Here is a 25,719-nt window from a genome sequence, read left to right as displayed (position 1 = left end):
GGATCACCATGACGACCGCTGCCCTCCTCGACGAACCCGCCATATCTCCGCACCCGGATGGTGGCATTCTGTGGGCGCCCCGCTCGCTGCCCGTTGCAGGACCTTTAATGGTCAGTCGGCCCTCCGGCGCTTCTCGTACCAGTTCCTGTCACGCGAAAGCCCCAGCACGACGGCCAATACGATCGCAATCGCGATCGCGGCCTTAATGTCGAGCAACATCACGGCGACGGCGAATACCACCGCATAACATAAGGCTATGATAACTACCTCGACCAGGAGCTTCCTTCGCTTGCCCGGATTCAAAGGCGTTCCTTTCCGCTGGAGAGTCGAGCGCATTCTCACATCGTATGCCCCGCAGGCCCGCCAGGTCGGCCGAAGCCGGCTGTACGGCTGGGTCGGCGGGCCGGCGATCGGAGCACCGTAGGCGACGGCTGTGGTGAGGTGTCGGCCGGTTTCCCGATGAACCGGCCAGACGGCTGGAGAGCAGGCGTGGGGACCCTTCGTTCCGGACTCCCCACGCCTGCATGCAATCCGAGGTGCCTACCTTCGCTTCCTTTGCTGTGCGCGAATGTACGACTCGGTGAGCGCCCATTGAGCGGCCAGGTAGGTCAGGAAACTGATCACCTTCGCGAACCTGGCTCTGTTACGGCTGAGGAAGCTGACAATCGATTTCAATGCCTTGGGGAGTAACGTCCTCATTCCGGGCACGAAACCACCGACCGCCCCGACGGCGAAAGCGATGACCTTTTTCCAGTTCCATCCGTTGGCCACCCATTCATAGACGGCTCCTCCCACGCCACCGGCGATGACATCGCAGGTAGGACCAAGTGCTCGGAGGAAGGGAACAGCACTGCAGGCGACCCAGCTCGCCACGCCCGCGGCGGTGGCGGCGGCGAGTGCCACCCACCATGGTGCGCGGCCGTCGAGGTCATAGCAGTTGATGGGGTCGGCGTTGCAGTAGTCGTAGGCGTTGGCGCTGGCTCCGGGGATCGGATCGACCTGAAGGAACCTGCCGGTGATCGAGTTGTATAGGCGGACGCCCATAAGGGTTATGTCGGCCAGCGAGTCGGTGGAACGCTGGGCGTTGCCGAGCCAGCCGTACCTGCTCGGTTTCGTGATGTTGTCGGCGCGTGGCACGCCGTACTCGGTCTGCTCGAAATACGAGGTGATTCCAGTGGCGGTCGCGCTGTTGCTCGCGGTGGCGACGACGTCGCCGTGAAGGTTGGCGAGCTGGAAGGTGACGGTGCCGTCGCTGGACTGGGTGGCCGCCAGGCCGGTGAAGCCGGTGATGTTACGGGTCCAGGTGCCGTTGATCTCGGCGATCCAGGCGGGTGAATCCGCCGTCGAGGCGTAGTGGTTCACCATCGTGCCGGATGCGATACCGCCGCTGCTGGTCATGGTGCGGATACGGCCGAGCGGGTCCAGGGTGAATTCGCGGGTGTGCTGGTGTAGGTGGTGACCGAGGAGTTGCCGTCGGCGTCGGTGATCGTGGTGACACGGCCCAGGGCGTCGTAGCCGGTGGTGACCGTGGCGCCGCCGGCACTGGTCGTGGTCGGAAGTCCTGTGGAGGAGTTGTAAGCGAAGGTGACGTCGGGAACGGCGGAAGAAGGGTTGGCCGTGATCACCCGAGTGGCCTGGCGGTCGGCGCTGTCGTAGGTGAGGGTGAGGGTGCGGGTCGCCGAGCCTGAGATTTCGGTGCTGGTGGTCTGTTGTCCGTAGTACCCGTAGGTGACCGTGGTGGTGGGGATGGTCTGGCCGCCGGGCTGGGCGGCGGGGGCGGTACGGCAGGGCAAGGTGGCCCATTACGGTTTGTTGCCGCAGGCGGACACCGATGGATGGGTTCCGGCCGTGAAGTAACTGGTGATGGTGGTGCCGGCATCGGATCCGTTGGAGGCGGGCATGCGGCGTTCGATCTCGCGGCCCGCCGCGTCGTAGCGGGTGCGCTTGACGATGTCGGTGCCGCCGGGCATGACCGTGGTCTGGGTGGTGGGGGTGAACAGATCCCAGCCGGAGGTGTCGCCGGACACGATCGGGTTGTAGCCGGCCTTGGTCGTCCGGGTGTCGGCAGTGCCCGGAGTGGCGGTGCCGTCGACCACCAAAGGCTGCACCGTGGTGGTGGTCACCAGGTGGTAGGCGATGTTCGGGTCGAGTTTGCCCTCGTCGTAGGTGTTGCCGGTCCGCTGTCGCGCCGAGACGACGGCTCCGGAAGCCAGCTTCACCTGGTGTACCGGCCCCTCCTGGGCCAGCAGATCACCGTCCTCGTTGTAGGTCGCGGTGGCGGCCAGCAGGTCGGCGCGTGCGGCCGAGTTGGTGAGCCCGCGGACGTAGGGGTCGATGTCGGCCGTGGGGGTCCGTGCCTGGAGGCGGTTGCCGGGGGTGAGCTCCCAGATGGTGGTGCCACCGGTCAGGTCGATCGGAGAGGTGGTGGGGACACCGTAAACGACTGCCTGGGTGAGGTCGTTCGCCCCCGCTTCTCGCTGAACGTGCGCCAGGCGGCCAGAGGTGTCGTACTCCATGCGCCACGGGTTGAGGCCGGGCGGGGTCAGCTGCGAGATCCTGCCCTGGCCGTTGTAGTCGTAGGTGGTGGTCAGGGTGACGCGCGGGTCGGTCGCGGTGCGCAGGTGTCCCGTGGAGTCGTAGGAGTAGCTTGCGACGGTCGCCGTCTTCATCGCCGAGGTGGCGGGGTCGTAGGCCGTATATGCGATCAACTTCACCTGGCCGGCGTAGTCGCCCCAGCCGGACGCGACACCCGTTGCGGTGGTGGCCGTGGCGTAGCTGATGTCCAAGGCCCGGCAGCCGACGACCATCGTGGTGCAGGTGACGCCGGAGGGGACGGGGGCAAGGATCCGGGTGACGCGGCCCTGGCCGTCGCGCGTGTAGGCCGTGGTGTTTTCGCTGCCGGGTTCGTCGATGGAGCTGACGCCCCACTTGCCGCCCGCCAGGGTGAAGACGGTATTGACGCCCTCTGTATCGGTGTGGGTGAACTGTGTGGCCGAGTCCTTGACCACCCTGGACCCGTCGCTGGTGTCACTGACCCCGGTGAACGTGCCGCCGGCCTGGACTGAGTAGTTCAACTGGGAACCGTCCGCACCGGTGAACACCACATACCCCTGCGCGGAGTGGTCCTCGAAGGTCATGCCGGACACCGTCGAGGCGCTGCCCGGGAAGGAGGCGGACCAGCCGGGGCCGAACACCCCGTTGGCGCCGGAAGCCGTCGCGGGCGCCAGGGTGGTGAGACCACGGCCGACCGACAGCCCGAAGGCGTTGACGTCGGTGGCGCTGACCGAGTAGTCGCCGGTGAGCAAGGACACGGTTCCGGGGCCGAGCTGCGAGGTGGCGTAGGAGGCGTAGGAGGCGGTGGCCTCCAAGGTGATGGTCACCGGGTCGGAGCGGTTCTCCACCGTGCCCGTCGTGAAGCAGGCCCGTAGCTGTAGGGGGCCATCGCCGCGGGAGGCGGCGGTCATGGTGGCGGCCACGTCCCAGACCAGGTCCGCGAAGGGCTGGCTGGTGTTGGCGCGGGTCTGGGGCCAGGCGGAGATCGGGGTGCCCTTGGCCGACCACACACCGGAGGCGTAGGAGGCGCAGGTAACGGTAGGCGTGGGGGGGCGGTGGCGTCCACGGCCAGGGACTGCCAGCCCGACCAGGCGGAGTAGGTGGTGCCGTCGTAGGCGCGGGCTCGCCACCGCACCTTCCACCCATCGGTCAGGGTGCTCGCCGGGATGGTCACCGAGCCGGTCGTCCCGGCCTGCACGCCGGTGGCCGAGCCGGACCAGATCAATCCGGTGCCCTGGGCCGGGACGGCCGGGTCGTGCTCGACCTGGAACTCGCCGGTGAGCACGCCGCCGTCGGCGTCGTTGAGCTGCGCCTTCAGGCTCGGGGTGAGCGAGGAGGTCTGAGATCCGGCCGACGGCGAGACCGACAGGGCGCCGAGGGTGGGCGGGGTGGTGTAGGTGATCGCCAGCTTGGGCGGGGAGTTAAACTCGATCGTCTCGTCGGAGGAGGTGAACACGCGGTAGTTCGCGGTCGCGGTCTCCGAGGCGGCGCGCAGAACCAGGCCGTGGTTGGCGGCGCCGCCAGCCCACGCCTGGACGATGCCGGTGACGTTCCACTTCATGTACCCGCTGCCGCACACCCCGGCCTGGGAGCCCTCGGTGCTGGTGACGGCATTGGTGGTGGTGTTGGTCGGCTGGGGGGACCAGTCGATGAGCGAGCCGTCCCAGGCGCTGGTCACCTGCCGGACCTGGATGCCCGCTCCCACGGTGGGGCCGCAGGAGGGGGCGTCCACGTTGCGAAGCACGAGCTGGGCGGCGGTGACGACCGAGGGCAGGCCGGTGGTGTTGAACCGCAGGTAGGCGCGGTCCTTGTCGCCGGTGGCCTCGGTGCCGGCCTTCGAGTGAAACCTACTGTGACCGGCACTTCCACCCGCCCCACCTGACGGGCCTGCCCTACTGGTTCTTCTGCCGGCTTGAACCCGGCCACGACGGAGACTGCGACTGTGAAGCAGCCCACGAAGCAACGAACACGACGGACTGAGGGCTATGGGATCGATGTTCCGCAGCTCAACGCCACACACTTCGGGGCGGCACTCGCCGACTGACCGCAACTCGGCATGAGCGCGTCGGTCAGCGGCAGATGCGGATGGCGGACGGGCGGAGATTCGGCTCTATCAGTGGCTCACCGCGAGTCCCATCATTCGCGGAGCATCATGCCACCGCCTTGCCGCGTCTCTGCGGGCGACCGCGCGCCGCGTACTTCCTTGAGCGCTAGCGGAGCCGCAAGCCTGCGATGACGAGTCCGACCATGAGGCGCGCGTCGTAGCTAGGGCTGTCGGCGCCGATGCAGAGATTGCCGATGCCGTGCATCAGGACGAGGGCGTCCATGTCGGGGATGATCTCGCCCGCCGTGGCTGCGGCGTCGAGCAGCTGGGCGCAGACGGGGACGAGGCGGTCGAGGAAGTAGGTGTGCAGCGTCTGGAAGGCGGCATCGTCGGACCGCATCGCCTCAGCCAGGCCGTGCTTGGTGACCAGGAAGTCGACGAAGAGGTCGATCCAGCTCGCCAGGGCGGCGTGCGGTGTGGCGCTCTCCGCCAGCAGCGCCGGGCCGGCCTCGGCGCACGCCTCGACCTGGTGCCGGTACACCGCGACGATGAGATCGGCCCGCGTCGGGAAGTGGCGGTAGATCGTGCCGACGCCGACGCCGGCCCTGGCGGCGATGTCGCGCACAGGCGCATCGACTCCGGAGGTGACGAACGCCGCGGCGGCCGCCTCGAGTAGCGCCTCCTCGTTACGGCGGGAATCAGCCCGCTGCTTTCGCGGGGCACCCGATCCGCTGCCCGTGCCGGCCACCGTTACCTCCGTCACATCCACTTGAAACCGGAACCGTGTTCCGTATAGGTTAACGGAACCAAGTTCCGCATTGGCAGCATGCCAGTACGGCAGGCCAATGCCAAGTCACGAAGGAACGACCATGCACGCAATGCCAGAGCCCACGCCGGTCGTCTCGGTGCACCCCATCACGGTGCTGGCCCCGGATCGCGGCGACGATCTGCAGGTACGGGTCTCCGCACCCACGACCGGCCACGAACTGCCCGTCATCGTCTTCTCGCACGGCTTCAGCCAGTCGGCGATCAACTACGACCCGCTGGCCGACTTCTGGGCCTCCCAGGGCTTCGTCGTCATCCAGCCCACCCACCTCGACTCGCGGACACTGAACCTCCCGCCCGACGACCCCCGCACACCGCTGATCTGGCGAATCCGGGTCGACGACCTGAAGCGCATCCTCGACCAACTCGACCTGCTGGAGTCGTCCGTCCCCGGCCTTGCTGGACGCCTCGACCGCACCCGCATCGCCGTGGCCGGGCACTCCTGGGGCGCCCAGACGGCGAGCACGCTGCTGGGGGCGCGAGTCCTCGACGCCGACGGCAACCCCGGAGAGGACATGTCCGACGCACGGATCAAGGTGGGCGTCCTGCTAGCCGTGACCGGCCGGGGCGGAGCCGACCTTTCCCCGTTCGCGGCCGAGCACTTCCCCTTCATGAGCCCGAGCTTCGTGGACATGACCACCCCGGCCCTCGTCGTCGCCGGCGACCAGGACGACTCCCCGCTGTCAGTCCGCGGGCCGGACTGGTTCACCGACGCGTATCACCTGAGCCCGGGCAGCAAGAGCCTGCTCACCCTGTTCGGAGCAGAGCACTCGCTCGGCGGCATCTCCGACTACGAGGCCAAAGCGACGACGGACGAGAGCCCCGAGCGGGTTGCCCTGATTCAGCGGCTCACGTGGGCCTACCTTCGCGACGCCCTCGGCCTCAAGGACTCCATCTGGCCGGCACCGGTCGAGAGCACCCTGGGCCGCCTCGAATCCAAGTAAAGACAAGCGGACTCCACGCGTACCCGAATGGGTGAACTCTCCGTGTTCCGCGTGCGGCGGCGTGAAGACCCGCACCACCCGCATGGTGTGGTGTCGGCCGCACCCGGAACACGGAAAGGGCACAAGGGAAGACGCTCCCTTCTCGCCGCCGCGCTGCTTGCACTCGGCCTCGTTGTCGCCACCACAGCACCGATCCCCAACGCGCAGGCGGCCACAGGCAAGGGCCGCCAACCAGGGCCTGTAAATCTCGCCTGGTGGGGACAATCCAATGGCGGTCCGGACGGGTCTGAAGCGTCGCTGGATCCGCTCCGTATAGCTCGCTTCTGCAGCGAGGTCGAAGACGGCAGCCCACAGGGAGCGCAGGTCGTTCTGGGCACTCTCATCGGCTACTTCGCTCGAATGCTTGATCCCCTCTCGCGTAGCGACCACGTTCGGAGTCCTCAAAGCGGATCGTCGTGTGGCGGCATCTCGTCGGCGAACATGCCGTAGGGCGCGCCGCCGGAGGTGGAGCCCGCCACGAAGAACCACCTGCCGTCCGGCATGGTCGACCACTCGTCGTCGACCTGGCTGACGCCGCGCTCGACGGTACGGCGCGGGGTCGTTGGCGGGCGCTGCCCCCACTGCCGCGCTGATTCTGGCAATGCGAATCCGAGCGCGGTCAGGTCGTCGCAGGCGGTGTACCGGTCGACGCCGTACCGCTTGGCGTAGCTCTTCACCGTAACGGCCGCACCGGAATTGATCCATTCCTGTGCTGAGTCACGGCGTTGCCGCTGGCGCATCCGGTGACGTCGCGGCTGCATGCCCGGATGCTACCGGCGACCGGTGTCCGTCCTGCCGTACAGGTGGGCGAGGCCCGGTTGTGCTGCCCGGCGCGGAGGTGTCACGCACGGCAGCAGCGAAGTCAGCAACGTAGCGCCGTCCAGCACGCGAAACTTGGGGCGGAAGCAGGAGCAAGCGCAGCGCGCTGTCGGCGGCATGAGAGTGAATCCTTGCTAGTCGCACGCAACCTCGTGGCGAGGGTCATGATCCGAGTAGATCGAGGTCACGAACGCAGAAACCGTGGTGCGCCCACTCCTCGTCCAGTACCACCTGAACGCACTCCAGCACCGACTTTCCCCTGGCATACGGCGGCCAACCCGGGCCCGCCGGCACTGGCGCGGGCGCCGAGAGCTGATCGGCCGTCACCGTCGACAGCCAACGCTCTAGCTCAGCGCCTTGCACGTCTCGCGCGGCCAGCACCTTGTCGAGACTGGGGGCCGCCGCTCGGTCCAGGCCCTGCTCCTCCTGGTCAGGGACGAACTCGGACGCCAGCCCGATCGCAGTGAACGGCTCGGTCGATCCCAGACAGCAGCGGCGGAACCACGAGTCGTGCACGAACACCAGATGGCGCTGGGTCTCTAGCGCCGACCATTCGCCGCCGACGCGCTGCTGCTCCGAACCCCTGGGCATCGCTCGCAGCCGCTCGATCGTCTCCGCCCAGCCGGCCCGCAGCTGCCGGACAGCCTGCAGCAGGTCCGCCGGATCGGCTGAGCGGAGCAGCAGCCGCACCGGATACCGGCGGTCAAGCTCGGCTTCGACGTACGACGTCACCTCGACTCCGTTGACCACCAGATTGGTGACCAGCCCGTCGATCACAGCGTCCTGCATTACCACCCCGATCAGACGAGCGCGGGTCAAGTCACACTCGCGGAACTCGGCATCAGTCAGGTCCTGGTCCTTGAAGCTCGCCATGCCGGGCAGTATCCACCGGCGTACCGACAACCGCGCAGTTAACGCGCCAGCCCAAGGTCAGGTGTCCGCTCATCGGCAGAGTCGGATGTCCTCCCGGTACGGAACGACGCCACTCGGCGCCAGATGGGGATGCCTGATGCGTACGCGGTCTCGACGTAGCGTGATCGTTTAGTTGCCCTCGTCGAGTCCGGCTACGCAAGCTCGGCTTGGTGGTCCGCGGCCCACTGAGCGAGGTATGCGAGGGGTCCATTCGCGAACGACTCGCCCAGTAGGGAGAGCTGATAGACCGCGCCCCCCACGCCCTGACGGCGGCTCGGCACCGAGGACTCTCGTGACGAGGGCCCGCGCTTGCAGGCGACGGAGTGACTGACTTCGCATCTCAGGTCGACGTGGTGGTGGTTGCGGTTGCCTGGGACGGGCTGGAGGCGGCACTGACCCTCGTCGGCGCCGGCGAGGGTTCGTTGGCCGGCAAGACCGTCATCGACTGTACGAACCCGGTCGAGCGCACTGCCGAAACCTGCCCGCACGGACGGCCCCTGTCCTGCACGGTCCGGCACGGTGCCGACGAGAAGGTCCTGGGCGAACCGCTGTGCCCGGACTGCTACGACTACACCGGCTCGGTACTGTTCAACGCCGCCGCCTCCCTGTTGTGGGCACGCTTCGCCGACGCCCTGCGCCGCAGACTGGCCAACGCCGGCGGGCTCACCCTTCGCGAACTTCGAGAGCATCTGGTCGTCTCGTTCGCCAAGGTCGCCGAATACCAGCGCCGCGGCGTCGTCCACCTGCACGCCGTGATCCGCCTCGACGGGCGCATCCAACCGCTGGAAAACCTCGGCGCCCTCGGCCTCCGCGAGCATCCCCGGCGACTGATCGCCGAATGCTTCCGCCTCGGCACCCTGTCCTACCTGGCCAAGCTCCGCCTCACCCACTGGGCCCACATGCTCGGCTACCGCGGCCACTTCTCCACCAGAAGCCGCCGCTACTCCACCACCATCGGCAAACTCCGGGCGCTACGTGTCGACCACGCCCGACAGCACGAGATCACCACAGGCCGACTCCCGATCCTGCCGGAGGACGTTCCCGTCAAGATCACTCATTGGAGGTATGCCGGACGAGGGTTGTCGGCCGGTGATGCAGCCCTCGCTGCTGCCCTTGCCGGAATGCCTTCCGCGGTGGACGAGGGGGTGAGCGCGTGGCGAAGCTCCTGCTGACCGTCCCCGAAGCAGTGGAAGCACTGTCGATTTCCCGCGCCAAGCTCTACCAACTCATGGACTCCGGCGCCGTCCCTTACCTCCACATCGACCGGTCCCGGCGTATCCCGCTGGTCGGCCTTGAGACCTACATCGCTGATCAGTTGGCCAAGGAGAACGCAGCATGACTGGGAATCTCGTTGCCGTGCCGGGTAGCCGCGATGGGGCCAAGTCGGCCGACAAGAAGAGGGGCACCAAGGGACAGCCCAAGCTTCGTGATGGGGTCATGAAACGCGGGGCCACGTGGTCGTACGTCATCCGCGTTAACGACCCCGAGACCGGCGTCAGTAAACCGAAGTGGGTCGGCGGCTTTGCGACCGAGAGCGACGCCAAGGAAGCACGCGACGAGGCGCGTGTGAAGGCTCGTCGTGGAGACTATGTCGACCGAAACAAGATCACCGTAGGTGAATACCTGGATGACTGGATTGAGACTCACGCGATGGAGATCAAACCGCGGACCCTGAAGGACTACAAGATGATCATCCGGCTGTACGTCCGGCCGAGCATCGGGAACATGCGGCTACAGGCGGTCCGGCCCAGCACGATCACCAAGCTGTACGGTCACCTACGCGCCAAGGGAAGCAAGGACGGAAGGCCGTTGTCGACGCGGTCGGTGAACCACGTTCATGCCGTGCTCCGTAAGGCATTCGGCGACGCGGTCAAGGTCGAAGAACTGCTTACCTCCAACCCGGTCGAGCGGGCGAAGCGGCCGAAGCACACCTATGCCGAACCGGGCAGCGTCTGGACTCCTTACCAGCTCCGTACCTTTCTGACCTTCGCGCGGTCACATCGGCTCTTCGCCTTCTTCCACGTTGCTGCCTACACCGGGGCCCGTCGCGGTGAGCTGCTCAACCTGCGCTGGTCGAACGTGGACCTCGACGGCAAGGCAATCACCATCGCCGGGTCGGCCGGCATCGTCGACGGAGTGCGCATCGAGGGCACCACGAAGAGCGGGCGGATTCGCGTCGTCAGCATCGATGACGAGACCGTCGCCGTGCTCCTCGACCATCAGGCGCGGCAGAACGTCGACAAGCTCACCGCGGGGGATGAGTGGGTCGGGGACAAGGACCCTCACGTCTTCACGACAGGCCTCGGGCGGCTGATCTACCCGGACACCGTCACCCAGCTCATCAGGGACCTCGTGAAGGCCTACAACGCCCCGTCAAGGGGCAGGCGCCGGCGGTACCGCTCCCGTTCGCTCGGCTGCACGACCTTCGCCGCGTCCACGCGACCACGCTTCTCCTTGCTGGCGTGCCGGTGCACGTGGTCGCCGCTCGGCTCGGCCATGCCGACCCGCGATCACCCTGAGGGTGTACGCCCACGTGATCCGGGCGGCGGAAGCCTCGGCGGCCGACGTCTTCGCTCAAGCACTGAGACCGGCCCCGTAGGCCGGTGTTAGCAGAAGTGTTAGCAACACCCTCGGACGAAGATCGGTCCGGGGGTGTTTTTGCTGGTGGGCCGCCAGGGACTCGAACCCTGAACCTACGGATTAAAAGTCCGCAGCTCTGCCATTGAGCTAGCGGCCCAGCTGGTTTGCAGGGTACTGAGCGTACCGCGCTCCGCGCGACCGGCTTGCCCTGGCCGTCCGCTGGATGCGGGCTCTGAGTCGGGCTGCGCCGCCGTCACCCCAGGTGGTTCCCTGTCAGGGTGAGGCCAAGCGGTTCCTTGAACGTTATCAGGCGTCAGGGCGTCACCAGGGTCGTGCCAGGGGGAATCCCGATGTGCGGAGGAGTGCCTCCAGGGCAGTCTGAAGACATGAACGAGATGAACATCCAAGGCCCCTCCACCTCCAAGGAATTCCGCCGCACACGCGAAGGCCGCATCATCGCCGGTGTGTGCTCCGGTGCCGCTGAGTTCATCGGCATCGACGCCAACATCCTTCGGCTCGCGCTCGCCGTGGCGACCTTCTTCGGCGGCCTCGGTGTCGGCATCTACGCCGTCGCGTGGCTGCTGATCCCCGAGGAGGGCAAGCAGACCTCGATCGTCCAGGATCTGATCAACAAGCAGAAGGACGGCTCTGGGTCCGCCTGGCAGCAGGTGTCGAACTACTGGCCGCAGTCGGCGCGGGCACCCCACGCCGACCGCCCCGGCTACGCCGACCAGTCCCCGTACGCGGACCAGTCCCCGTACGCGGACCAGTCCCCGTACGCGGACCAGTCCCCGTACACCGACCAGTCCCCGTACACCGACCCGTCTCGGTACGCTGACCGGCCCGCCCCCGCGGACCAGTCTCCGTACGCCGACCAGCCCGCCCCCGCCGACCAGTCGCCCTACTCCGCGCCGGCCGCCCAGCCCCAGCCCCGGCCTCAGACGCCGACGAGCCCGCCGCGGTCGCCGGTGGACGAGCCCCCCACGAGCGCCTAGGTCACCTGGGTGCGGACCCTGGTGATTATCTCGGCACGAGACTCGGTCCAGAGCATGGCCAGCAATGCGGCCACGGAGAGTCCCCCCGCTCCGGCGAGGGCGACCACCGGCTCTGGTCCGAGTACTTGCGCGGCGGCGCCGCCGATGAGGATCCCGATGCCCTGGGCTGCGAGCAGCCCTGACTGTACGAGCCCGAAGGCCTGCCCTCGGCGGTTGGCCGGCACACATTGCACGAACGCGGCGTTCGCCGCGAGCTGGTAGGCCCCGCCGATCCCGGCCAGGATCCACAGGCCAAGCACGACGGCCAGCGGAGGCCTCATCACGCACCCGATGAGCGGAGCGCAACTGAGCATCGCCATCCAGCCCATGGCCCGTAGCCGCCTGGTCGGTGTCACGAACCGGCTGAAGGCGAAGGCCCCGAGTACCGTCCCCGTCGGCATGGCAGCCATGAGCAGGCCCGTGATCAGCGTGATCTCGCGTGGATCATGGCTCAGCGTCGCGGCGTACGGCACGGCGATGCCCTCGGGAAGCACGTAGAAGCCGCAGAGCCAGGCGAAGAGCACGAGCATGCGCAGCCGCCTGTCACCGAATACCAGACGAGCCCCGGCCTTGGTCGTCGCCCAGATGGACGTGTGGACACCGTCCTCAGGGTCCGGCGGGGGGCGCCGGCGCAGGCCGACCGCGAGGATCAGCGCCGAGGCGACGAAGGTCACGGCGTCCAGCGCGAGGCCACGGTAGGCGCCTATGGTCGCGATCACCCCGGCCCCCGCGGCGAAGCCCAGCATCTGCACAGCCTGGTTCGTCATGTTCTGCAGCGCAGAGCCCGCCACGTACCGGTCACCCTCGAGGATCTCCGGCAGCAGTGCCGCTCGTGCGGCGGTGAACGGCGAGCTGAGCAGCACCACGCAGAACACCAGGGCGCACAGCACCGGGAAAGGCATGCTGGGGATGGCCATGAGGCCGATGAGAAGCGCCCGCACGATGTCACACACGATCATGACCTGGCGTCGCGCGTACCGGTCGGCGAGACCGGCCAGCAGCGGGCCGCCGACGATCGGTGGGAGGTAGGTCAGGGCGTAGACCGCGGCGGTGGCGAGTGGTGAACGGGTTCTTTCGAAGACGAGGAGCGCCAGTGCCACTTGGGCGAGCTGATCACCGAGGAGGGAAAGGCACTGACCGACCCACAGCGCACGGAACTCGCCGATGGCGATGACCTCGCTGTACGTCGCTTGGCTTTCGGGCGAGCGGCGGTGCCGCCCGGGCAGCCGGCCGGGCCTCGTGGCCGCCATATGTCTCCGCTGGGCTCGCTGGGCCGTTCCTGACAGACCGTGTTCAGTATGTCACCTACGGTGCCCGGTCCGCTCGCGGTTGCGCAACCCTGCTGACGGTCGGGAGTCGTCCCAGGTCCGATATTGCGGCTTTGTCCCAGTGAAGGCTTACCTGGTCAAAAGATGATCGGTGCCTTGCGGTCTACCACCCCAACTCATGCAGGCGATCATCGTCGATCCCGAAATGGTGGGCTATTTCGTGGACAACGGTGATCTGCACCTCCTCGACGACTTCGTCCTCCGTCTCGCAGATCTCGCAGATCGAGTTCCGGTAGATCTCGATCCGATCCGGGAGGACCCCTGAGTACCACTCGCCCCGTTCGGTCAGTGGGATGCCGGTATATAGCCCCAGAAGCCCTGACTCGGGTGGGTCGTCCACGACGACCATCACCACGTTCTCCATCACATGGGCCAACTCAGGCGGGATCGTGTCCAGCGCCTCGGCCACGAGCTCCTCGAACTTCTCCCGCGAAACATCGATCACCGGTCAATCGTGTCATCGCCACCGTGACGGTGCGATAGCGCGTACCGCCGGGGAGGCCCAAGGCCGGCGAGAGGCATTCTTGACCATCACCGACACTCAGGCTGACTTGCGGAAGCTATGAGTGTCGCCATGTTTTCGGGTAGGCAAGACGACGATGAATTTCATGCGCTGGAAGGAAGCCGCCCGGCGGCTCAACGAGCGACGTGCCGCGCGCCGGACCGCGACCGTCCTGCTGATCGGCGTCGTCGCGTTGGCCGGAGCCTGGCTCGGGATCGCCATCGGCGCCCACGTGAGCACCGCTGTGGGGCCCGCGGAGATCGGGATGAGCCTGCAACCGTCCTGGGTCGGCCAGACGGTCGTGGACATCCGTCCCCTGGGCACCCTGAGATTCGACTCCCATCACGGGCCGCTACGGCTCAGCCTCAGTTTGGACGGCATTCACGCCGACCTCGCCCAGCAACTCCTGGAAAGCCCTCGCTGGGCCGAGACCCTGCCCAACCTGATCGAGGCCGACCTCCAGGCCGGTCTGCGCGAGCTTCTGATCAGAGCGGTGGCCTTCGCCGTCGCCGGCGGCCTGCTGACCGGACTGGTCGTCTTCCGGTCGTGGCGGCGGGCGCTGTGGACGGGGCTGGGGAGCCTGGTGGCGGTGGCTCTGGTCGCCGTGCTGTCGGTGGTGACCTTCAACCCCCGCTCGATCGCCGAGCCGCGCTACACCGGCCTGCTGACCGGTGTGCCGTCGCTCATCGGCAGCGCGGAGTCGATCGTCACCCGCTTCTCGGAGTACCGGGGCCAGCTCGCCAAGCTCGTCACCAACGTTTCCCAGCTTTATCACGCGGGGACCACGCTGCCGGTGTACTCGCCCGACCCGAACACCCTGCGCGTGCTTCACGTTTCCGACATCCACCTCAACCCGGTCGCGTGGAACATGATCCGCTCGCTGAAGGACCAGTTCAAGATCAATGTGGTCCTCGACACCGGTGATATCGCCGACCATGGGACCAAGGCGGAGAACAGGTTCGTCGAGGAGATCGGCAAGCTCGGGGTGCCGTACGTCTACGTACGAGGCAACCACGACTCGATCGCCACACAGCAGGCGATCGCCCGGCAGAAGAACGCGATCGTGCTGGACGGCGCTGGGAAGACCGTGGAAGGCCTGCGCATCTACGGGGTCGGTGACCCCAGGTTCACGCCCGACAAGACCGTCGACGTCAAATCCGACGCGCAGATGCTCGAGGATCTCGGACGTGCGCACGCCCTCCGTCTGACGCCCGCGAAGGACGATGCCAAGCCGGCCGGCCCGAACGCCCCGGACGAGGCGTCACCACCGGCCTCCGCGTCGCCTTCGCCCCAACCGTCCGCGACGTCCACACCATCGTTGAAGACCGCCACCACCGGCGCGGCCGGTTCGGAGGGCTCGGCCGGCAAGAAGATCGCCGTCGACGTGGTGGCCGTGCACGACCCGACCATAGGACGGGCGTTCGGCGGGGCCACGCCGCTGGTCCTGTCCGGGCATGTACACAAACGGTCGACCGAGATGCTCCCGTCCGGCACCCGGGTGATGATCCAGGGCTCCACGGGAGGGGCCGGGCTGCGGGGCCTCGAACACGATGAGCCGACGCCGATCCAGGCGTCCGTGCTCTACTTCGACATGACCTCCCATCGCCTCCAGGCCTGGGACGAGGTCACGCTCGGCGGCCTCGGGGAACAGTGGGTACAGATCCAGCGGTACGTGGAGCACGAGCCTGGCCGTACAATTTCTCCGGAGCCGATTCCAGCCTCGCCGCCAACGGGGCAAGGCGCCGGCACTGTGACGCCATCCAAGTGAAACGACTTTGGCATCGAGGGCTCGTGTCCCCTATGCTTCAGGAGTCCCCGACGGAAGGCGTCACGGATCCAGGGCGAGAGTCCTGAGCCCCCATCGTCTAGCGGCCTAGGACACCGCCCTTTCAAGGCGGCGGCACGGGTTCGAATCCCGTTGGGGGCACGCGTGAGCTCAGGCTCGCCAGGTAGGCCGGAGCGAAGATCTCCGGAGAGCTGGTAGGCTAAGCGAGCGCAAAGGGCCGGGGGCCACAACTCCCGGTAGCAAGCAAGGTCCTGTAGAGCAGTTTGGAGTGCTCGCCACCCTGTCAAGGTGGAGGTCGCGGGTTCAAGTCCCGTCAGGACCGCTCTGGAAGGTGTCGAGTTCACCTCCGGGTCAGGTAGCTCAGTCGGTACGAGCGTCCGCCTGAAAAGCGGAAGGTCGGCGGTTCGACCCCGCCCCTGACCACATCACCTGAACAGCACAAAGCGCCCCGAGCCATCCGGCTACGGGGCGTTTTTGATCTCCACTGACAGCAACCGTCCTTGCCTTTAGGCGGGAGGCCATGGACAGCAGGGCGGGTTAGGGTTTCGGGCCGGTTAGACGCAGAAGCGAACCACCCGGCGGCTTGGTCGAGAGTGGTGCTAGTAACAGCGTGCCTAGACGGCCGTGGACACTCAGAGAAGTTGATCACAGGGATATGCCCTCCCACCAGGGGTGAAGAGGCACCGAGAGATGCTCGTAGACGACCACGTTTTGACTCGTAATGCGTAGGTCAAGGGTTCGATTCCCTTAGGCGGCTCCCATTAGAAGCCCCAGGTCGCTATCGCTGACCTGGGGCTTCTTGCGGTCTCGGATTATTTCCGGCTGATGCGGTTGATGCTTGATCATTGATCGTGGACCAAGTCGTGGACCGTGAGGCACTTCAGGGGCTACCTTTGCCGCCATGGCGAAGGGCGAATCTGGCCGCGCGAAGGGCCATGTCGAGCAGCTGCCGAGTGGCACATCCGCCCCGTCCTGGGACACGTGAAGATCGGCAAGCTCCGGGCCGACATGCTCGACTCGCTGTACACCCACCTCAAGCGATGCTCCCGGCTGTGCGAGCGACTGCCGAAGATCGAGCACCACAGCGACGGGGAGCACGTCTGTGACGGTCGGTGCGGGCCGCTCAAGGATCACCGCACCCCTCGGCAGCACGCCTGCGACAAGCGGTGTACGCCGCACCGCTGCAAGCCAATGGCCGCCGGCTCGATCCTCCGCATCCACGCGATCATCTCGGCGGCGCTCAACCTCGCCGTGCGGTACGAGTGGCTTGACCGCAACCCCGCGGAGATGTCAATCCCCTGAAATCGTAGAGACGGTCCTATGCCACAACGGCCCTCAGCAGGGCCGTTGACGCTTGCCTCTTCTCTAGCGCGCACCCCACCCGGCCCATCGACTGCATGACCCCGTGCTTGCGGCATTCGGCCTGGTAGCGGGCTGCGGTGTACTCCGACCCGCGGTCGGAGTGGAAGATCACCCCGTCCACGTCTCCGCCTCTGGTGGCCACCGCCATCTGCAGCGACGCAACCGTCAGCGCCGCATCGTGATGCGCCGACATCGCATAGCCCAGCAGTCGGCGGGAGAACAGGTCCTCGACGGTGGCCAGGTACAACAGCCCCTCATCGGTGTCGATCATCGTGCCGTCGCCCACCCACAGCACATCCGCGGCGACTGCGGTGAACTTGCGCCCACTAGGTCCGGCGCGGCTTTGCGCCTGCCTTGCCGGGTCAGCGACCGACGCGTCTTCGGCGGGCGACCCGCCAGCCCGAGTTCGACCATCCGCGCCGCGACCGTGTTCTGCGACACCTTCCAGCCGGCGGCGTGCAGGTCCTGGGTGATCCGGGGCGAGCCGTAGGTGCCGCCCGAGACTTCGAACAGGCGCTTGATCTCCTCATCCAGAGCTGCCCGTCGCTGCTCGCGCGCCGTCGGCGCGGCCTGGCCGATGCGCTTCCTCCACTTGTAAAACCAGGGCTGCGACACACCCAGCGCCCGGCAGGAGACGATGTAGTCGAGGCCGTACTCGGTCTTCTGGGAGCAGATGAAAGCCGCCACGCTCACCGGCCCATCGCCTCTTTGACCCACAACACCACGGAACGCTTGAGGACATCACGCTCGTCTTCCAGTTGCTCGCGATCCTTCTCCCACGCGGCCCTCTCACGTGCGTGCTGCTTGACCAGCTCGGCCTTCCCGCCGCAGCCGGGCCAGCTCCTCCTCCGCCGATTCCTTCAGCGCCGTGCTCCTCGTGCTGTCGCCGCCGTCTTCTCCGGTGGCGAACCGATCCATCTGCACCCAGTTGTGCAGCGTGTATGCGTTGATACGAAGGTCTCGCGCGACATGCGAGACGGGCTTGCCGGTCTCCTTGACGATACGCACCGCGCCCGCCCGGAACTCCGGATCAAACCTCCGCCTGGTGCCTCCCACGACCCAACCTCATCTCGGGTACGGTCTCTACGCTACGAGGGGAAGCACAGACTGGATCTCCTCAGGCTTGCCGGGAGACGAAGGTCCCGCCCTGCCGTGCGCCCTTAGATGAGCGGTGACCCCCTGGCTTGACCTTGACGTAAGGGCAGGGGTTCTACTGTTCGCCATGTTGCTGATCGGCGAAATCGCCAAGCTCGCGGGCGTGACTCCACGGACCGTACGTCACTACCACCGGATCGGACTGCTTGCCGAGCCGGAGCGTAACTCCAGCGGTTATCGAAGCTACGGACTGAGCGCGTTGAGCCGCCTGCTGCAGATCCGCAAACTCACCGCACTTGGCATGGGACTCAGCGAGGTCACCGACGCTCTGGCGGAGACGGACACGGGCGCGGTGGACGTGAAGGAGATACTGGTCGAGCTGGATGCGGAGCTGGCAGACGGAGAAGCGGATATCCAGCGCCGACGTGCCGTGATAGCGCGCCTGCTCGAAGACGGGGACGATCCGACGCTGTCCCCCGAACTCGCCGCGGCCGTCCGCGGCCTGGAACTGCCCCCGCGCGAGATCGGCATGCTCCGGGCGGCGGAGGTGGCGTTGCCGGAGTTCGTGGACCCCTATCTCACCGGCGCCGGGCAGGACTCGCCGTGGCAGATATGGGACCAGAAGCTGGCCGCGCTGGCGGACGCCGAAGCTAACGACCCTCGCGTCGGCGAGATCGCAGGCGAGCTCTACGCCATGCTGCCGGAACTGCTGCCCGCTGACGTCCCCGCCGAGCTCACCGCGGACCAGACGGCCACCGTCGCCGCCACGGCACGGTTCGGGCAGATGATGTTGAGCGATATGAGCCCTGGCCAGCGGCGGGTGTTCGAGCTCCTCGTCGAGTACGGACGACGGGAGCCGGAGAAATGGGGACGGTGATCGACCGATCGAACGATCCCGTTCCAGACGACCGTCCATGATCACAGAGGGATAACGACCGCCAGGAACTCTGAAAGGTGGCTTATGGCCCGATCATAATTCCTCCGACCGCATTGCCACACAAGGGGGATTGCATGAAGAAGGTCCTTGCGGCCTCGGGGCTCGTCCTCGCCGGCGTGATCACGGCGCTCGCGCCCTCACCCGCGCTCGCCTCGTCGGCGGCCGCACAGTCGACCGCCGGCGTCTCGGCCGCCTCGGCCGGCTGTCAGACCCGCGCCATCAAGTCGCTGGCCAACGGCAGGTACGTCTCGGCCGAGTTCGGCTGGTCCGGAAGCAACGACGGGATGCTGCGCGCCCGCGCCACCAAGGTCGGGCCCTGGGAGAAGTTCAGGATCTGCCAGGGCCTCTTGTACGACTCGATCTGGTCGACGGAAGGGAACTACGTGTCCGCGGAGCTCGGCAACACGGGCGCCACCAAGGGGATGCTCCGCGCCCGCGCCTACAAGGTCGGGCCCTGGGAGGAGTTCCGGATCATTTCCTGCGGGACGGGCTGCGTGGCGATCCGGCGCGCCAACGTCCAGACCTACGTCTCCGCCGAACTGGGCAATACCGGTGACCGGTACGGGATGCTGCGCGCCCGCGCCGGCTCCATCGGGCCCTGGGAGAGGTTCTCGCTCCAGTAGCAGTGGACGGCACCCGGTCGCACCCTCTCCCGGCAGCGCGGGAGAGGGTGCGCCATCCCCGGGCAGAAATGTCCAGACTCGCGCCCGATCCGCAGGGAGCCCGCGGCGATCCGGCGATCCGGCGAGCAGGCCGGAGTCAGGGAGCCTCGCAGGAGGCGTCCCAGGGTCGCAAGGCGGAGGTCGAACCGCGGATGACCAGTTCGGTGGCGAGCTCGATGTGGCTCGATTCGATCCTCTCGCCGGCCTTCGGTTTCGGTAGAGCGGCCGGCCGCTATGGCACCAGTACTTGGCCGGGCGGTCAGCGGCCGTACGTCTCCAGTAGCCGTAGCCACACCTCGCTGACCGTGGGGAACGCCGGAACCGCGTGCCATAGCCGGTCCAGCGGTACCTCGCCGGGGACCGCGCTCGCGGCGGCCGCCTCCCGGCTGGTCCACGGCGCGGACTTCGCAAACCGGGAAGGTCCGGCAGCAGCGCGCCGCTTCCGGTCGCGATGGCCGCCAGCCTTTTATGATCGGCCACTGCTCGTCCTTCCAGCCGGCGATGGCCTGTTCATCGCGTTCGGCGGCGCGCCTGGCGGGTGCCTGCCAGCTCCAGCCCAGCCGGTGCAGCAGGTAACACACCCCGCCCAGGGTGTAGCCCACCTTGAAGACCTTCTCGATCACCTCGGCGATCCGGGCCAGGGTCCAGCACTGGTCCGGCCAGCCGTAGGTCATCGGCCCCGCCTCCAGGACCTGCTCCAGATGCGCCAGCTGGGCATCATCCAGCTTGCACACCGCCCCGCCGGCTCCTTTGGACACCAACGCCTGGCGTCCGCCGTTCTCCAGCGCCCGCCGCCACCGGCCGGCCGACATCAGCGAGACCCGGAACTCGGCCGCCACCTGCGCGTCAGCGGCACCCTGGGCGAACCGGTCCGCCGCCCGCATCCGCACCTGCTCCCGGCGTAATCGCTGATCGGCGGTCAACCCACCACCATCGGGATACCTCATGACCCGGGCATAAGGCCTCAACAACCGGCTGCCAGCTCACCCGCAGGTGAGGACACCTAACCCTCACCTTTGAAGCTCTCTAGCGGGTTTACCCTCCAGATACGTCTTGTAGTGGCGCTCCCCCTTGGGGTCCAGTCGGTCTCCCGGCGGAAGCTCCACAAGTGGCCGCCAAACGATGTCGACGTAGCGAAGGGCCACCCGAGCCTTCTACCAGGCGGTCGACCTCACCATCGAGGACGCGCCCCACCCGGAAGAGATCGCCATCGCAATAGCCGTGACGTCCGGTCCCCGGGTGCACGCACGCGTCGGCGACCTCACGACCGACGCAGCGTGGGCCAGCCGCCCCTGACCTCCGGATTCCCTCGACGCATGTAGGTGCCGGAAACTTGGCCACCGGTCGTGACCGCGATTGGGGTGATCCGTCCCCGGCACAACTGGAGGTCGCGCAGGGCGAAACCTCACTCTGCGACGGCGACTCGCTCGATACGAGGCGGACTGACTGCCCGCTGCGTTGCCGCTGTTTAGGCATGGCCGCGCGGGGACCTGCGGTCCGGCGCGGCTATGCCACAGACGATGGGTGAACGAGCCCAGAAGATCTCGCCTCAGTGGGGAGCTGTGGCCACAGTGTCCAGGGCGCGCTTGATCTCGGCGGCCGGAAACCGCGTCCGCTTGCTCTCTACCAGCAGACGGCGATGGAACTCGTCCAAGATGACGGCGGCCCGAGCATGCCGGTCGATGATCGCGGCGATCTCGAGCGAGACGCCATCGGGCTGCTGGCCCGTGACCCACTCACGCAGGTATGCCTCGTGACCCGTATCGCCGCGCAGGCCCTCGAGCAGGTGGTAGCGGAGGAGATGACTCGCGGTGTAGCAGCGGTCGTAGGCGAGATGGCTCGACAGGAACTCGGCCTCAGCCGCTGACAGTTCGAATCCGGAGCTCAAAGCAAGTCCGAAGTCCGCGAAGTAGAGAAGTCTGCCGTCGGTCAGGACATTGGAGAAATGGGCGTCGAAGTGGACGAGCCCACGAGAGCTCATGAAGGCGCTCCCGCGGGCCAGGGCTTGCTCAACCCACGGGTAAGGCGAGCTGCCCCCACGCTCGGTCGCAGTATCCCGGTGGTCGTCCAGCCATGCGGCGAGTGTCTGCGGTACGTGTTCCAGGAAGAGCACCAGGCTGGACGAAGACAGGCTGATGGCCTCCAAGCGCTGGCGAACAGCCGACGAGCCCTCCCAGTGCGCGACCGTCCCGTCGACACCCCCGAACTCGTCAGCGAACCCCTCGGGAGGAGAATCGGGCAGGACCCGCCAGTGGTACATCAGCGGAAAGCCCTCGTACTCGTTCCCGAGAACCCAATTGGTGGTCATGCTGTGTACAGCCAGTTCGCGCCAAGCCCCGAACCCGGCCGAGCCCACCCCGTACTGATAGAACATCGGCAGCCCGAAGAGGTTCGCCGTCGACCGTGCGTTCTCCGGCCGCAACTCGACGTCCGTCAATGGGACCCGCTTGACGAAGACCCGCGTCCCATCGATATCCAGCTCCACCGACCTGCCGCCGATGCCGGACCCGAGCGGGGCGGCGGCGGCCACAATTTCGGCGAGCCGGCGGTCACTCAGCAGGGACAGGCGTGTGGCTACGGTCCCATAAGCAGCGAGGCGCGCGGCATGCCGCAGGTCTGAGCGGTGCACCATCGACGACCCCTCGGTGCCCCAACCAGGGCGTCGGTGATCTCGCGAACGAGACCGACCGTATCAATCGAGGCCGTACTGTTCAGTCGGCGGCCGCCGTGCTCGCCCGAGCAATGATCGAAACCTGTGGATCTTCCCTACGGGCCGTCAGAAGGTGCCTGGCTGGTGTTCTGCTTGTCCCGGCTCCAGATTTCGGTGCATCGAGGAAGGTCCTCGATGCCTCCGCCTTCAGGGATCATGCCCCAGAGGAAGGGGATCAGGTACTGAGGTGGTTCGGCTAGGAGTACGGCTAGTTCGTCCTCGGCGACGGTGAGGGTGAATGCCGAGCCCGGTTGCCCAGGGTTCCATCCCTGTTCGATGGCCCGCCGGATGCATCCGGCGACGAGGATGGGGCGGACCGCGATCGTCCGTTCTCCGAGCCAGTTGTCCGGCCGAGCGCAGGGAAGTGACACCACGAGAACACGCCCCGGCTTCTCGGTCCGCTCAACGGTGACGGTGAGGGGACTCCAGCCGTTGCCCTGGCAGTAGGTGGGCCTGTGCCGGATTCTGCCAGCGAAAGGCGGTGCCGTCGACGCTGATGAGCCGTGAGCCCTTCCTGGGCATCGCCACGGGCGCCTCCAAGCTTCTGCTCTGTTCCGTCGCTGTTCCGTGGAAGTACCAAAAGCAGCGAGAAGTGACGCGAGATGCCCGCAAGCGTAACCGCTGCTCATCCCCATGATCGAGCTGTTTTCGCAGGTGGCTTGATCACGCATCGGAGATCACCCAAATCTGCGAGGGCAGCACAGGTCGCGGGTGTCTGCCTTCCCCTACGGGAGCGTCAGAAGGTTACGGGTTCAGAAGGTCAGGTTCTCTAGGCGGTCGAGCAGGTCGAACTAGGGCTGTTGCACCGGTATCGGCACCTCCGAATCAAGAGCCGGGCTCTCGTGCTCGAAGCGACAATCCAGGGCCCCTTGGGCGGCTCCCGGCGTCAGACTGAAAACCGGCCTCGACCAGGCACCAGGCGGAATCGACGTCGGCGGGCAACCACCCCCGATTTTCATGCCCGCAGGGCGTGCGCGCAGCCACATCAAGGACTGAAAAGCGGAAGGTCGGCGGTTAGACCCCGCCCCTGACCACATCACTGAACAGCGCAAACGCCCCGTGCAGACTATGTACGGGGCGTTCTTGTTTGTATTTGACGACAACGTGCCGAGCTACAACTGACACAGCACCTGCATGGCGTCCTTCTCGATGCGTGAAAGATCGTGGAGGAGGACGCCGGCCTGTTTGAGGTACCCCGCGTCGCCGTTCTCTCCAGCCTTCGCGATCAAGGTGGAGACATCCGTCCACAGGACGGCGGCCTCGGTGTACAGCCTGTGACCGGCGCGGAGGTTGCCGTCGTCGATCAGCCGGGTGCACTCGTCGAGGAAATCGCGATAGAGGGCGCGAAACAGGGCACCGCCGGTGCCGCCCTTCTCCATGAGGAGAGCGGCCTGTGGCAGGTCCTGCTGCGGCTCGCCGGCGCGTAGCAGCCATTTGGGCACCTGTTTGCCGGCTTTCTCGATGCCGCGGTGGCCTAGGTTCGCGATGGGAGCGGCGAGGAATGCGTCGGCGCAGTCTTTGATGGCGGGGATGATCTGGTCCTGCCAAGAAAGCGGGTGAGCCGGCAGGGTGATGGTGAAGGATCGGTTCCTGGCGGTCATCGGGCCGCGTTCGGCGCGTGCCATGGCGAGGCTGGCCCGGCTGGTGCGCACCGCTCCTCCCTGCTGGTCGGTGTCCACAAGGTAGGCGTCGTGCTCGTCGTAGCCGTACATGGCGACGACATGACCGCCGAAGTGCACCTTGGAGCGGAAATAGTCCAGGTGGTAGCAGTCGAGCTGGAGGCCGACCGGCCGACCGGCGTCGATGGGGGCGGCCACGTTCTCCCACGCCTTGCGCGGTGAGGTGGTCTCCTCGGCCACTAACGTCAGTCCCAGCCTGGCGGCCAGGTTTCTGGTGAGGTCGAAAGGCTTGACGCGGCCTCCGAGAAAGGGAAACGCCATGCCCTTGCTGTCCCAATAGATGAATGACAGGCCCGAGCCCAGCCCGAACAGCATGGGCTCGGATAAATCAAGTCCCTCATGCCGCAACAGCACCCCCAGGGCCGTTGTCTCGCAGTGGTACATGCCGCGGGTCTCGATGTCCTTCACGATGGTCATGCGTCGCTCTCCTCAGGCTGACGCGGCGAACGGTCACACCGTTCCCACCTTTAATATTTTCATGATCAACGACTGGGGACCGCTGGGAGCAGCATGAGGCCTCCCATAGTGGGAGAGTCCAGGGACTCACCCTCAACAGTCGGGCAAACCCATGACCGACTCCTACGAATGCAACCTGTGTGCTGGCCACGCGGGTGCGCTTGACGATAACGTCGGCGCGGCCGAGGACCGTATCAAGGCCGCCGTCGAATGCTGCACCGGTTCGTCTACGCCGCGTCACGTCGCAGAAGGTTTGCGATCAGGTCGCGAAAGCCGCCAAGTGGCCTCACGTTGACTAGCCTCTACCGGCATGCCCCTTGCCTCGATTCCCAGCCCTTCCGAAGGGGTCTGGTATCTCGGATTCATCCCGATCCGGGCCTACGCATTGTGCTTCGTCCTCGCGATCGCCTTCGGCATCTGGCTTAGCGAGCGCCGCTGGCGCGCCCGTGGCGGCGAGAAGGGCACGATCAGCGACATCGCGCTCCCCGCAGTGATCTTCGGTCTGATCGGCGCTCGCCTCTACCACGTCATCACCGACTGGCAGACCTACTTCGGCCCGCGCGCGATCAAGGAGCCCTACCGGGCACTGTTCATCTGGGAAGGCGGGCTCAGCATCTGGGGCGCGGTCGCCCTGGGAGGCGTGGGCGTGTGGCTGGCCTGCCGGCGCCGGGGGCTGTCTTTGGGCGCCGTGGCCGACACGGTCGCGCCCAGCATCGCGTTCGGGCAGGCGATCGCCCGCTGGGGCAACTGGTTCAACCAGGAGCTGTACGGCAGTCCGACCACGTTGCCGTGGGGCCTGGAGATCGACCAGGCGCACGGCGGCGAGCCAGGCGTGCTCTACCACCCGACGTTCCTGTACGAGTCGCTGTGGGACGCGGCGCTCGGTTTCGCGCTGATCCTGGCCGGCAGGCGGTTCACGCTGCGCCACGGCCGCCTGTTCGCCCTCTACGTCGCCGGCTACACGTTCGGTCGGTTCTGGATCGAGGGGCTGCGGATCGACCCGGTGGGCGGAGTGGACCACGCGGTGACGCTCCTGGGGCTGCGGATCAACCAGTGGACCTCGATCGTGCTGTTCATCGGCGCGCTGGTCTATCTCTGGGTGACTCGTAACAAGGAAACCGAACAGATCGTGGTGCCGGCCTCACAACACAAGGCCCCGCACGAGGAGAACGGCGGGCAGGCCTCCGATCCGATCGAGAGCACCTGACGGCCAGGCTGAAGTTCTGACGTGCTTTCCCGCCAGGAGTCCACGTCAGAGAGGCCGTCAGTTCAGCTGGGAAGTCATGTGCCGGGATGACGTCAGGTCCCTTGCCTTTGGAGGAGAAGGGGCGTACCGACCGCCTTTGGAGGAGAAGGAGCGTACCGACGGAGCCCGGCTGCGCAACGAGATCAAGGCTCAGGGAGCGACCGCGCAGGTCCGGAGTCGGTCGGCAAGGGCGTTGTCGTGAGGCA

General features: G+C 66.8%; 27 protein-coding genes, 4 tRNA genes and 2 pseudogenes. 15 read left to right on the top strand and 18 right to left on the bottom strand.

Annotated features, from left to right (window positions below; all coding sequences use genetic code 11):
- Window positions 1-111: 111 nt before the first annotated feature.
- The 6 genes from ABD810_RS00485 to ABD810_RS00460 all read right to left on the bottom strand — a co-directional run bounded on the left by ABD810_RS00485 (window position 112) and on the right by ABD810_RS00460 (window position 5,360).
- Window positions 112-303 (bottom strand): hypothetical protein, encoded by a 192-nt coding sequence (locus tag ABD810_RS00485; RefSeq protein WP_344932785.1) that lies wholly within the window; start codon window positions 301-303, stop codon window positions 112-114.
- A 237-nt stretch (window positions 304-540) separates the two neighbouring features.
- A complete protein-coding gene (locus ABD810_RS00480) occupies window positions 541-1,398 on the bottom strand; it encodes an RHS repeat-associated core domain-containing protein (protein ID WP_344932783.1) in 858 nt (285 codons plus the stop codon).
- Entirely contained in the window at window positions 1,395-1,793 is a 399-nt protein-coding gene (locus ABD810_RS00475; RefSeq protein WP_344932781.1) for an RHS repeat domain-containing protein, read from the bottom strand. The genes ABD810_RS00480 and ABD810_RS00475 overlap by 4 nt, the downstream gene beginning before the upstream one ends.
- A gap of 9 nt (window positions 1,794-1,802) precedes the next feature.
- Window positions 1,803-3,563, bottom strand: coding sequence for an RHS repeat domain-containing protein (locus ABD810_RS00470; RefSeq protein WP_344932779.1), 1,761 nt, complete (start codon window positions 3,561-3,563; stop codon window positions 1,803-1,805).
- Window positions 3,461-4,573: a DNRLRE domain-containing protein gene (locus tag ABD810_RS00465; RefSeq protein ID WP_344932777.1), complete on the bottom strand. Its 1,113-nt coding sequence runs from the start codon at window positions 4,571-4,573 to the stop codon at window positions 3,461-3,463. Before ABD810_RS00465 ends, ABD810_RS00470 begins: the two co-directional genes overlap by 103 nt.
- A 190-nt stretch (window positions 4,574-4,763) precedes the next feature.
- Window positions 4,764-5,360, bottom strand: coding sequence for a TetR/AcrR family transcriptional regulator (locus ABD810_RS00460; protein WP_344932775.1), 597 nt, complete (start codon window positions 5,358-5,360; stop codon window positions 4,764-4,766).
- A 106-nt stretch (window positions 5,361-5,466) separates the two neighbouring features.
- On the opposite strand from ABD810_RS00460, the gene ABD810_RS00455 reads away from it, so the two are divergent.
- Window positions 5,467-6,366: an alpha/beta hydrolase family protein gene (locus ABD810_RS00455; RefSeq protein ID WP_344932773.1), complete on the top strand. Its 900-nt coding sequence runs from the start codon at window positions 5,467-5,469 to the stop codon at window positions 6,364-6,366.
- Window positions 6,367-6,806: 440 nt separating this feature from the next.
- Here ABD810_RS00455 and ABD810_RS00450 read toward each other — a convergent pair whose 3' ends face one another.
- Window positions 6,807-7,166 carry a hypothetical protein gene (locus tag ABD810_RS00450; protein WP_344932771.1) on the bottom strand — a complete coding sequence of 120 codons (360 nt, stop codon included), beginning with the start codon at window positions 7,164-7,166 and terminating at the stop codon, window positions 6,807-6,809.
- A gap of 220 nt (window positions 7,167-7,386) precedes the next feature.
- Complete coding sequence (locus ABD810_RS00445; protein WP_344932768.1) at window positions 7,387-8,097, bottom strand: DinB family protein; 711 nt, start codon at window positions 8,095-8,097, stop codon at window positions 7,387-7,389.
- 362 nt (window positions 8,098-8,459) lie between these two features.
- Between ABD810_RS00445 and ABD810_RS00440 the strand changes: the two genes are divergently transcribed.
- The 4 genes and pseudogenes from ABD810_RS00440 (at window position 8,460) to ABD810_RS00425 (ending at window position 10,746) form a co-directional block, all read left to right on the top strand.
- Window positions 8,460-9,308, top strand: a complete 849-nt coding sequence (locus ABD810_RS00440; RefSeq protein WP_344932764.1) for a replication initiator — start codon at window positions 8,460-8,462, stop codon at window positions 9,306-9,308.
- On the top strand, window positions 9,290-9,475 hold the full coding sequence (locus ABD810_RS00435) for a helix-turn-helix domain-containing protein (protein ID WP_344932761.1): 186 nt from the start codon (window positions 9,290-9,292) through the stop codon (window positions 9,473-9,475). The genes ABD810_RS00440 and ABD810_RS00435 overlap by 19 nt, the downstream gene beginning before the upstream one ends.
- Window positions 9,472-9,648 (top strand): annotated as a pseudogene (locus ABD810_RS00430) (hypothetical protein); the annotation flags it as partial. The gene ABD810_RS00435 and the pseudogene ABD810_RS00430, both read left to right, overlap by 4 nt.
- Before the next feature lie 138 nt (window positions 9,649-9,786).
- Window positions 9,787-10,746, top strand: a complete 960-nt coding sequence (locus tag ABD810_RS00425; protein ID WP_344935327.1) for a tyrosine-type recombinase/integrase — start codon at window positions 9,787-9,789, stop codon at window positions 10,744-10,746.
- 52 nt (window positions 10,747-10,798) lie between these two features.
- Here the strand turns inward: ABD810_RS00425 and ABD810_RS00420 are convergent.
- Window positions 10,799-10,873 (bottom strand) — tRNA-Lys (locus tag ABD810_RS00420).
- 229 nt (window positions 10,874-11,102) lie between these two features.
- Between ABD810_RS00420 and ABD810_RS00415 the strand changes: the two genes are divergently transcribed.
- Window positions 11,103-11,711, top strand: coding sequence for a PspC domain-containing protein (locus tag ABD810_RS00415; protein ID WP_344932758.1), 609 nt, complete (start codon window positions 11,103-11,105; stop codon window positions 11,709-11,711).
- Here ABD810_RS00415 and ABD810_RS00410 read toward each other — a convergent pair.
- Together ABD810_RS00410 and ABD810_RS00405 are read right to left on the bottom strand one after the other, a co-directional pair.
- Window positions 11,708-13,000, bottom strand: coding sequence for an MFS transporter (locus tag ABD810_RS00410; RefSeq protein ID WP_344932756.1), 1,293 nt, complete (start codon window positions 12,998-13,000; stop codon window positions 11,708-11,710). The genes ABD810_RS00415 and ABD810_RS00410 overlap by 4 nt on opposite strands.
- 181 nt (window positions 13,001-13,181) lie before the next feature.
- Window positions 13,182-13,523, bottom strand: coding sequence for a metallopeptidase family protein (locus ABD810_RS00405; protein ID WP_344932753.1), 342 nt, complete (start codon window positions 13,521-13,523; stop codon window positions 13,182-13,184).
- Window positions 13,524-13,686: 163 nt separating this feature from the next.
- Here ABD810_RS00405 and ABD810_RS00400 point away from each other — a divergent pair, with 163 nt between their 5' ends.
- The 5 genes from ABD810_RS00400 to ABD810_RS00380 all read left to right on the top strand — a co-directional run bounded on the left by ABD810_RS00400 (window position 13,687) and on the right by ABD810_RS00380 (window position 16,668).
- A complete protein-coding gene (locus ABD810_RS00400) occupies window positions 13,687-15,348 on the top strand; it encodes a metallophosphoesterase family protein (RefSeq protein ID WP_344932750.1) in 1,662 nt (553 codons plus the stop codon).
- An 86-nt stretch (window positions 15,349-15,434) separates the two neighbouring features.
- Window positions 15,435-15,507 (top strand) — tRNA-Glu (locus ABD810_RS00395).
- A gap of 106 nt (window positions 15,508-15,613) precedes the next feature.
- Window positions 15,614-15,688 (top strand) — tRNA-Asp (locus ABD810_RS00390).
- A 27-nt stretch (window positions 15,689-15,715) separates the two neighbouring features.
- Window positions 15,716-15,789, top strand: a tRNA-Phe gene (locus ABD810_RS00385).
- 558 nt (window positions 15,790-16,347) lie between these two features.
- Window positions 16,348-16,668, top strand: a complete 321-nt coding sequence (locus ABD810_RS00380; protein ID WP_344932747.1) for a hypothetical protein — start codon at window positions 16,348-16,350, stop codon at window positions 16,666-16,668.
- Between the two features lie 16 nt (window positions 16,669-16,684).
- On the opposite strand, the gene ABD810_RS00375 is transcribed toward ABD810_RS00380, so the two are convergent.
- The 3 genes from ABD810_RS00375 to ABD810_RS00365 form a co-directional block, all read right to left on the bottom strand.
- Window positions 16,685-16,999 (bottom strand): DDE-type integrase/transposase/recombinase, encoded by a 315-nt coding sequence (locus ABD810_RS00375; RefSeq protein ID WP_344932745.1) that lies wholly within the window; start codon window positions 16,997-16,999, stop codon window positions 16,685-16,687.
- Window positions 16,996-17,421 (bottom strand): IS3 family transposase, encoded by a 426-nt coding sequence (locus ABD810_RS00370; RefSeq protein ID WP_344932743.1) that lies wholly within the window; start codon window positions 17,419-17,421, stop codon window positions 16,996-16,998. The genes ABD810_RS00375 and ABD810_RS00370 overlap by 4 nt, the downstream gene beginning before the upstream one ends.
- A 96-nt stretch (window positions 17,422-17,517) precedes the next feature.
- Complete coding sequence (locus tag ABD810_RS00365; RefSeq protein ID WP_344932741.1) at window positions 17,518-17,784, bottom strand: transposase; 267 nt, start codon at window positions 17,782-17,784, stop codon at window positions 17,518-17,520.
- A gap of 166 nt (window positions 17,785-17,950) precedes the next feature.
- Between ABD810_RS00365 and ABD810_RS00360 the strand changes: the two genes are divergently transcribed.
- Together ABD810_RS00360 and ABD810_RS00355 are read left to right on the top strand one after the other, a co-directional pair.
- Entirely contained in the window at window positions 17,951-18,700 is a 750-nt protein-coding gene (locus ABD810_RS00360) for a helix-turn-helix domain-containing protein (protein WP_344932738.1), read from the top strand.
- Between the two features lie 134 nt (window positions 18,701-18,834).
- Window positions 18,835-19,383 carry a fascin domain-containing protein gene (locus ABD810_RS00355; protein WP_344932736.1) on the top strand — a complete coding sequence of 183 codons (549 nt, stop codon included), beginning with the start codon at window positions 18,835-18,837 and terminating at the stop codon, window positions 19,381-19,383.
- Here ABD810_RS00355 and ABD810_RS00350 read toward each other — a convergent pair.
- Complete coding sequence (locus ABD810_RS00350) at window positions 19,284-20,369, bottom strand: helix-turn-helix domain-containing protein (protein WP_344932733.1); 1,086 nt, start codon at window positions 20,367-20,369, stop codon at window positions 19,284-19,286. The genes ABD810_RS00355 and ABD810_RS00350 overlap by 100 nt on opposite strands.
- Window positions 20,370-20,580: 211 nt before the next feature.
- Between ABD810_RS00350 and ABD810_RS40890 the strand changes: the two are divergent.
- Window positions 20,581-20,718: pseudogene (locus tag ABD810_RS40890) on the top strand (amino acid synthesis family protein); the annotation flags it as partial.
- Between the two features lie 253 nt (window positions 20,719-20,971).
- Here ABD810_RS40890 and ABD810_RS00345 read toward each other — a convergent pair.
- The 3 genes from ABD810_RS00345 to ABD810_RS00335 form a co-directional block, all read right to left on the bottom strand.
- A complete protein-coding gene (locus tag ABD810_RS00345; protein WP_344932730.1) occupies window positions 20,972-22,054 on the bottom strand; it encodes a protein kinase family protein in 1,083 nt (360 codons plus the stop codon).
- A gap of 134 nt (window positions 22,055-22,188) precedes the next feature.
- Window positions 22,189-22,506 carry a hypothetical protein gene (locus ABD810_RS00340; protein WP_344932728.1) on the bottom strand — a complete coding sequence of 106 codons (318 nt, stop codon included), beginning with the start codon at window positions 22,504-22,506 and terminating at the stop codon, window positions 22,189-22,191.
- Between the two features lie 738 nt (window positions 22,507-23,244).
- Complete coding sequence (locus tag ABD810_RS00335) at window positions 23,245-24,228, bottom strand: BtrH N-terminal domain-containing protein (protein WP_344932725.1); 984 nt, start codon at window positions 24,226-24,228, stop codon at window positions 23,245-23,247.
- Between the two features lie 349 nt (window positions 24,229-24,577).
- Between ABD810_RS00335 and lgt the strand changes: the two genes are divergently transcribed.
- The gene (lgt, locus tag ABD810_RS00330) at window positions 24,578-25,474 is read left to right on the top strand and encodes a prolipoprotein diacylglyceryl transferase (RefSeq protein WP_344932722.1); all 897 of its coding nucleotides are present in this window, start codon (window positions 24,578-24,580) and stop codon (window positions 25,472-25,474) included.
- The last annotated feature ends 245 nt before the right edge of the window (window positions 25,475-25,719 follow it).

Source organism: Sphaerisporangium flaviroseum, from assembly GCF_039537005.1.
Classification (GTDB): Bacteria; Actinomycetota; Actinomycetes; order Streptosporangiales; family Streptosporangiaceae; genus Sphaerisporangium; species Sphaerisporangium flaviroseum.
This window is presented reverse-complemented; position numbering and strand designations above follow the sequence as displayed.